Origin of the sequence: Halobellus sp. H-GB7, assembly GCF_030848585.1 — an archaeon.
GTDB classification, from domain to species: domain Archaea; phylum Halobacteriota; class Halobacteria; order Halobacteriales; family Haloferacaceae; genus Haloquadratum; species Haloquadratum inordinatus.
In genome coordinates this window covers 67,673-74,449 of sequence record NZ_JAVDDW010000013.1, presented here as the reverse complement: position 1 = coordinate 74,449, position 6,777 = coordinate 67,673, and the positions used below count along the sequence as shown (strand labels likewise).

Sequence of the window (6,777 nt, the reverse complement as noted above, 5' to 3'; positions counted from 1 at the left end):
GAGACCGGTTGAGTGGCACCTACGAGAGGCTACCGAAATCAGTTCGGGGCTAAACACGTACCTCTTCGCTATCATCGACTCTTGGAAGTATCAGAGACCCCTTCGTCATCTACTGAACATTGTGATGGCACTCAGTACCGTGGGCGTCTATCTTATCATCCTCTTAGTCGAGGGGCTGATTCACTATCGCAACCTCAACAGCGGTTCCAGTCAGCCATATGATGAGAGTAAAAGCAAAGTCTGGACCACCTTCACCCACGTTCAGTAACCACTGATTGACAATTTAAATATAAATGTCTACGCAAAACGTCTCCGACGAAGAAGATCTAGTCCACTGTTATGAGTGTGGTGCAGAAATACGGCGCAGTGCGGAGATCTGCAAAGAGTGCGGTGTGAGGCAACAAAGTGCACCACCATCCTCTTCGGGACACACAGTGGATGACCCGACTTCCACAGAACCCGACGAAACTCAGAGTACAGACTTTCTCGCGGAATACAGCATTCTTCAGTGGATCGTCGCCGCTATCGTCGGCCTAGTGACTTTCCCTGTCGGGTTGCTCGTCCCTGCCTATCTGTTTTATAAGGCATCTAACGGATCTGGAAAAGAGCAGAGCGGGCTAGAATCGTGGACCGCTATTCTCTTCGGGATACTCGGGATCATCGGCGTCGAGATCGGTGGTAAAACTGCAGCCAAAGTCCTCTGGGGCCTCTTCAGTCTCCTGATTGCCGTGTCTGTGGCGATTATCGTCGCTGGATAGTATCCGCTACTTCCTCACTTTTTGACAACCGACTGGCTGATGATGCCGCTATCGTGCACAATCCACCACCTATTTATCTCATTCTTGGCCACGTTCGTGTATGTACATCGGACGATTCGTCGTCGTCGCGCCCGACTTCGGCGCCTACCGCGTGTCCTCGCGCTCGTTCCCCAACCGCCAGATCGTCGCTCGTGACGGGACGCTGACGGTCGCCCCGACGCCGGACGCACCCGAGAACGACAACCCCTACGTCTCCTACAACTGCGTCCGCGAGGGCGGCGACGGCGTCGTCGTCGGCAACGGCTCGCACGTCGATCCCATCGCGGAGAAACTCGACCTCGGCTATCCGGCGCGCGACGCCCTCGCGTCGTCGCTTCTCGCGCTCGACTACGAGAAGGACGATTACGACACACCGCGCGTCGCGGGCGTCGTCGGCGAGGAGTCCTACGTCGGCATCGTCCGCCGCGACGCGCTCCTCGTCGAATCAGTCTCCGAACCCACGCTCGTCGCCACCTACGAGGAAGACGAACCGACGGCGATCGACTTCGACGGCGACGACCCCGACGCCATCGCGCAGGACGCCTACGATCTCGACTACGAACACGCCGTCTGCGCGGCGGGCGTCACCTACGACGGCGGCGACGTCGACGTCGGCTTCTACAACGGCGCGTAGTCGCCCGGACACCTCCTCCCTGTCTGAAACTCACCGCCGGACGGCCCCTCCCGTTTCGGTGCTGCATTCCGGCACGGAACTTTTTGTCCGCGGGGTCACGTATCCTCGCGTATGCAGGTCGCCGTCATCTCCGACATCCACGCGAACAAAGTCGCGCTCGATGCCGTCCTCGACGACCTCCCGCCGGTCGACGCGCTCGTCTGCGCGGGCGACGTGGTCGGCTACAACCCCTGGCCCGCCGAGTGCGTCGCGGCGATACGCGAGCGCGACGTACCGACGGTGATGGGAAACCACGACCGCGCGGTCTCCTCGGGGACGTCCTTCCGGTTCAACTCGATGGCGGCGGCCGGCGTCGAGTACGCACGCGAGGAACTCGACGACGACGCGCTGGAGTGGCTATCGGATCTTCCCGACGAGCGAACCGTCCTCGACGGCCGGATCAAACTGGTCCACGGCCACCCCGAGGATCCCGACCGCTACACCTACCCCGAGGAGTTCTCGCCCGCGATGCTCGACGGCGAGGACGTGCTCGTGACGGGTCACACCCACGTCCAAGGCCACGAAATATTTGCGGACGGGGTCGTGATGAACCCCGGCAGCGTCGGCCAACCGCGCGACGGCGACCCTCGGGCGGCCTACGCGCTGGTGGATCTCGACGATCCCGCAGTTGAGGAGCGACGCATCGCATACGATGTCGATGCCGTGGCCGAGGCTGTGCGCGAAACTGATCTCCCCGAACGGATCGGTGAGCGACTGTACGAGGGTCGGTGAGGACCTCCCGCGCGCTCAGAATTCGCCTTGGACGATCTCGAGCGTCTCCTCGCGGTCGTCCCACGCGACGAAGATGGCGACGGACGTCGCCGACGTGATGACGTCGTGGATATTGATCCCCGCTTCGGCGATCGGCTGGACGATGTCGAGGATGACGCCGGGCCGGTTCGGCAGTTCGCCGCCGGTGACGCGGATGACCGCGATGTCGTCGTCGACGGTGACAGACGACAGCGTCTGGTCGTCGACGACTTTCGAATGCAGCAGGTTCTCGGCTTCTTCGGCGCGGTCTTCGCCGATGTAGAACGTCACCGAGTCCATCCCGGACGCGACGGCGTCGATGTTGATCTCGGCTTCGCGAAGCGACTGCGAGAGGTCTGCGAGGATCCCGGGGCTGTTTCGGATCGAGCGCCCGGCGACGGTGAGACACGCCAGCGGGTTCTCCTGCATATCGATGAGGTTCTCGAACTCGCCTTCGATCAGCGTCCCGCCGGTCAACAGGTCACCGTGCTGATAGTGGACGACACGAACCCCGAGCTCGTCGTTCTTGTACGACAGCGCCGAGGGTGCGACGACTTCCGCGCCGCGGAAGGAGAGGTTGCGGAGTTCGTCGACGGTGATCCGGCCGACGTTGCGCGCGCCTTCGACGACGTGTGGGTCGCCGGTCATCACGCCTTCGACGTCGGTGACGATGACGACCTCGTCGGCGTCCATATAGCGGCCGAGCATCACGGCGGTCGTGTCCGAACCGCCGCGTCCGAGCGTGGTGATCTCACCTTCGAGGTTCTGTGCGAGAAAGCCCGTGATGACTGGGACGACGTTGTCCAGTTCTTCGGCGAGTTTGGCGGCGCGGCGCTGCGTCTCCTCGACGTCGACTTCGCCGAGGTCGTTCGCGATGACCGGCCAGTCTTCCGCGCCGGGTTCGACGAAGATGGCGTTGACGCCGCGCGCGGCCAGAGCCGCTTTGAGCATCCGGACGCTCGTCCGCTCGCCCATCGAGACGATCTCCGCGCGGTCGCGGTCGTCGGCCTCGAACTCGATGTCTTCGAGGAGTTCGTCCGTCGTATTCCCCATCGCGGAGGCGACGACGGCGATCTCGTGGCCTTCCTCGACCGCCGCGGCGATCGAGTCGGCGGCGCGGTTGATCCGGTCGCCGCTTCCGAGAGAAGTTCCCCCGAACTTTGCAACTACGCGCACGGTCGATCCTCCTGTCGGCATACGAGACAGATCTGCGAGTGGTGCTCTGACATAGCCGATGATTGCGGGGGGGTAGTGTAAAACCTTGTCTCCCGTCTCAACCGTTGCCGAGTTCTGCTGATCGGCGTGCGACCGCCGCTACGGACGATACTCGAAACTGAATCGTGATGGATCGTGAAATCCTGACAGCTTCGGCGCGAATCTGCCGCGGTCGTTTAAGTTTCTCCGCTCTAATACGGACGTATGACCGTAAACGTCCGAGACGCCGTCGAGGCGGACGCCGAGACGCTCGGGTCCATCGTCGACCTCCCCGCAGACGCGCTCCGGAACGTCGTCCACGACCGGACGGTGCGCCTCGCGGTCGACCAAGCCGACGCGGGGCCGAACGCCGACGCCGAAAACGGTGAGAACGCGGAATCGGTGCTCGGATTCGTCGCCTTCGACGTCAGAGACGGCACGGTACACGTGACCCAGCTCGCGGGCGACGCCGACGTGGCCGAACGACTGCTCGCGGAGCCGGTTCGCTTCGCGGTCAACGAGGGCTTCGACGTCGCCTTCGTCGTTCCGGACTCCGACGACGACGCCGAGGCCGCCGCCGAAGCCGCGGGCTTCGAGGCCGTCGGTCCGGGGCCACGCTTCGACGGCGACTCGACGACGCGGTACCGATTCCGGCCGCGTGACTGATCGCTGGTAGATCCCTATCAGGAGAACTTCCGCACCGTCATGTCGAGCGTGTCGAGGTCGAGGATGGGCGCGTAGCCGACGTCGGGGTCGATGTTGACGGACTTCTGGAAGTCGGTCTGCGCCTGCCAGCAGCCGGAGTTGACCGCGAGGACGTTGTGGTACTTCCCCCATCCGAGTTTGTGGACGTGGCCGGTGTGGAAGACGTCCGGGACCTCCTCCATCACCAGGTAGTCCTTCTCCTCGGGGGCGAGCCGTGTCTTCCCGCCGAACTGCGGCGCGACGTGCCGCTTCTTCAAGAGTTGATACATCGCCTTGTGGGGGTCGTCGTAGCTCGCTTTCTCTTCGGGGAGTTCGGCGATGACCTCGTCGAGCGAGACGCCGTGATACATCTGGATATTCACGCCCTCGACGGTCACGAGCGATGGATTGCCCGTGATGCGCGCGTCGTGGGCCGACATAATGTCCCGGAGTCGCTCGTCGAATCCGGGTTGGGGCTCTGCGAGGCGAACGGCGTCGTGGTTCCCCGGTATCATCAGAATCTCCATATCACCGGGGACGTCTTTGAGGTGTTCGGAGAACTGCTCGTACTGCTCGTAGATGTCGACGATGTCGAGTTCCTCGTCCTGGTCCGGGTAGACGCCGACGCCTTCGACCATATCACCCGCGATGAGCAGGTACTCCACCCGTTCTGCCGCCTCGGTGTGGAGCCAGTCGGCGAAGCGACTCCAGGCGTCGGCCTCGAACTCCTGGCTGCCGACGTGGACGTCCGAAATGAGGGCCGCCTGGACGTGTCTGTCGGCGGTGTTCGGCGAGTACGTCCGCGGCACGTCCGGGAAGTACATCGCGTCGACGAACATAATCCCCGCGTCGTCCGAGAGCGTCCCCTCGACGGCGATGCACTCGTCGAGCAGCAGTTCGTCGACCAGGCTGGCGAACTCGCGGTCTTTCATCACGAGACAGGGGAACGTCCCGGTCGTGTCTTCCAGTTCCACGAGCCAGTGGCCGCTTTTGGTCGATCGGATGTCGTTGACGAGGCCGATCATCGCGGCGTCGTTGCCGCCGCTCATCGACTGGATCGCCTCGGCCGGCCGGTGATTGACGCGGCCGCGGAGTTGCTTCGAGAGCTTCTCGTAGCGGTCGCGGAACACCTTCACGAAGTCCTCGTACGCCCCTGTCCCGGTGCTCTGACCGGTTATGTCGCCGCTGACCGCCAGCGACCGGAGCGCTGGGTCGCGTCGCGACGCTGCGTCCCCAGTGGGAGATGCATCGTCTGTAGCCCGCGTCGAGGTAGGCGCGCTCTCCACCTCCGGCGCGGTCGAATCCTCCATTTCGTCTGGAACCTCTGAATCGGTGCGACTATCTGCCGCTTGACGATTCTGTCCCGATTTTCCACTAGAAACAGAGGGGTCTGGAGAGACGCCGGAGTCGTCGGCGGTAGGTGCGGCATCTGTCGGGTCGGCGTCGGGTCGCGCCCCGCCGAGCGCGGCCCGGACGTCGGCGACGGTGATCCGCAGCGCGTCGTCGTCGACGGACTCGACGACCCGTTCGAGCGCTCGCGCGGGGTTCTCCGCGCCCGCGATGAGCGTCACTGCCTCCTGTTCGGCGTTGTAGCCGCGTCCGGCGAGTTCCCGCACGATGCGCACCGGCGTCTCCAGAGGCACACCGGGCGAAGGAGGTAGCGGAAGAAAAGCGTACTGAACCCGCCCGCCGATCGGGAGGCGCGGCCCAGAAGCTTGAAACGCGGCGATGGAGAACGTTCCGGTAGATGACGGACGACGAGGGCAGCGCGGACGACCCCGGCCGTTCTGACGTTCCCGACGACGTAGATTCGTCGGCCGACACGGACGCTGCCGACGCGGGTGAGCGACCCGACGAGGCTCGCGGGACGACGACGTCCCGTACTGACGACACTCCCTCCGGGACGGCGCACGAGGCGCGAGCGTCGTCCCCAGCCGACAGCGAAGACGACCAGCGCGACATCTCTGCTGGCGTCACCGAATCGGGTCCGAACGGCGACCGTCGGCCGCGCCCCGAACCGGGATCAGCTGCCGCCGGCTCACAGAGCTTTCTCACGCGCTTTCGGACGGCCCAGAGCGGCCCTTTGATGTTCGTCCGCGAGACGATTTATAGCGCTGCGGCCGTTCTCGGCGTTGGCCTCCTGCTGTTTGCGATCAGCGGCGTCTGGCCGCCGATGGTCGCCGTCGAGAGCGGGAGTATGGAACCCGAGATGCACCGCGGCGACCTCGTGTTCGTGACCGAACCGCACCGGTTCACGCCCGACTACGCCTACGACGACACTGGCATCGTCACGGTCGACATCGGCACCGAGCGAGGATATCGAAGCTTCGGTGGCAACGGCTCGGTCGTGATCTACGATCCGCCGGACCGCGTCGGCTCGCCCATCATCCACCGGGCGCACTTCTACGTCGAGGAAGGAGAGAACTGGTACGACGAGGCGAATCCGGCGTACGTGACGGCGGACGACTGCGATGCCCTCCAGAACTGCCCCGCGCCGCACGCCGGATTCATCACCAAGGGCGACGCGAACTCCCGATACGATCAGGCCAGCAACATCGCTGGCCCAGTGCGCCCCACCTGGATTCGCGGGACGGCCCGGCTCCGAATCCCGTATCTGGGGTACGTCCGGCTCCAGCTAGCCGGGATGTTCGCCGCGTAAGTCGCGGACGGCCGCTGCGC

8 protein-coding genes are annotated in these 6,777 nt (G+C 64.1%); 6 read left to right on the top strand and 2 right to left on the bottom strand.

Annotated elements, in window-relative coordinates:
• The 4 genes from RBH22_RS16335 to RBH22_RS16320 all read left to right on the top strand — a co-directional run.
• On the top strand, nucleotides 1–268 hold a 268-nt coding region (locus RBH22_RS16335; protein WP_306678284.1), incomplete at its 5' end, for a hypothetical protein.
• Nucleotides 269–293: 25 nt separating this feature from the next.
• Nucleotides 294–758 carry a hypothetical protein gene (locus RBH22_RS16330; protein WP_306678282.1) on the top strand — a complete coding sequence of 155 codons (465 nt, stop codon included), beginning with the start codon at nucleotides 294–296 and terminating at the stop codon, nucleotides 756–758.
• A gap of 100 nt (nucleotides 759–858) precedes the next feature.
• Nucleotides 859–1,431 carry an IMP cyclohydrolase gene (locus RBH22_RS16325; protein WP_306678280.1) on the top strand — a complete coding sequence of 191 codons (573 nt, stop codon included), beginning with the start codon at nucleotides 859–861 and terminating at the stop codon, nucleotides 1,429–1,431.
• Nucleotides 1,432–1,542: 111 nt separating this feature from the next.
• The gene (locus RBH22_RS16320; RefSeq protein ID WP_306678278.1) at nucleotides 1,543–2,202 is read left to right on the top strand and encodes a metallophosphoesterase family protein; all 660 of its coding nucleotides are present in this window, start codon (nucleotides 1,543–1,545) and stop codon (nucleotides 2,200–2,202) included.
• 15 nt (nucleotides 2,203–2,217) lie between these two features.
• On the opposite strand, the gene RBH22_RS16315 is transcribed toward RBH22_RS16320, so the two are convergent.
• Nucleotides 2,218–3,396, bottom strand: a complete 1,179-nt coding sequence (locus RBH22_RS16315; protein WP_256288479.1) for an aspartate kinase — start codon at nucleotides 3,394–3,396, stop codon at nucleotides 2,218–2,220.
• A gap of 243 nt (nucleotides 3,397–3,639) precedes the next feature.
• Here RBH22_RS16315 and RBH22_RS16310 point away from each other — a divergent pair, with 243 nt between their 5' ends.
• A complete protein-coding gene (locus tag RBH22_RS16310) occupies nucleotides 3,640–4,080 on the top strand; it encodes a hypothetical protein (RefSeq protein ID WP_306678276.1) in 441 nt (146 codons plus the stop codon).
• 17 nt (nucleotides 4,081–4,097) lie between these two features.
• Here the strand turns inward: RBH22_RS16310 and RBH22_RS16305 are convergent, their stop codons facing one another.
• Nucleotides 4,098–5,741 (bottom strand): DNA-directed DNA polymerase II small subunit, encoded by a 1,644-nt coding sequence (locus RBH22_RS16305; protein ID WP_306678274.1) that lies wholly within the window; start codon nucleotides 5,739–5,741, stop codon nucleotides 4,098–4,100.
• Nucleotides 5,742–6,184: 443 nt separating this feature from the next.
• Here RBH22_RS16305 and RBH22_RS16300 point away from each other — a divergent pair, with 443 nt between their 5' ends.
• Nucleotides 6,185–6,757 (top strand): S26 family signal peptidase, encoded by a 573-nt coding sequence (locus RBH22_RS16300; protein WP_256288897.1) that lies wholly within the window; start codon nucleotides 6,185–6,187, stop codon nucleotides 6,755–6,757.
• The last annotated feature ends 20 nt before the right edge of the window (nucleotides 6,758–6,777 follow it).